The organism is Streptomyces sp. SID4985 (genome assembly GCF_009863025.1).
Lineage (GTDB): Bacteria > Actinomycetota > Actinomycetes > Streptomycetales > Streptomycetaceae > Streptomyces.
This window is the reverse complement of record NZ_WWIR01000275.1, coordinates 1-272: the sequence shown is the minus strand read 5'-3', so window position 1 is coordinate 272 and position 272 is coordinate 1. Positions and strand designations below refer to the sequence as shown.

At 68.4% G+C, this 272-nt stretch carries 1 pseudogene; it reads right to left on the bottom strand.

Annotated elements, in window-relative coordinates:
- Nucleotides 1-272: pseudogene (locus GTW40_RS11225) on the bottom strand (trehalose synthase); the annotation flags it as partial.

Below are 272 nucleotides of genomic sequence, written 5' to 3'. Positions count from 1 at the left end.
GCGGGGTTCTGCTTGCGGATCTCGATCATCCGGCGGGTCCAGTGCAGCAGGCTCGACGGGGACGACATCGAGGCTTCCACGTTGGTGACCTGGTAGCCGTAGACCGGGTCCATGATCGTGGGGAGGTAGAGCCGTCCGGGGTCGCAGGGCGAGAAGCCCGCGTTGCGGTCGGGGGTCCACTGCATGGGGGTGCGGACGGCGTCGCGGTCGCCGAGCCAGATGTTGTCGCCCATGCCGATCTCGTCGCCGTAGTAGAGGATCGGCGAGCCGGG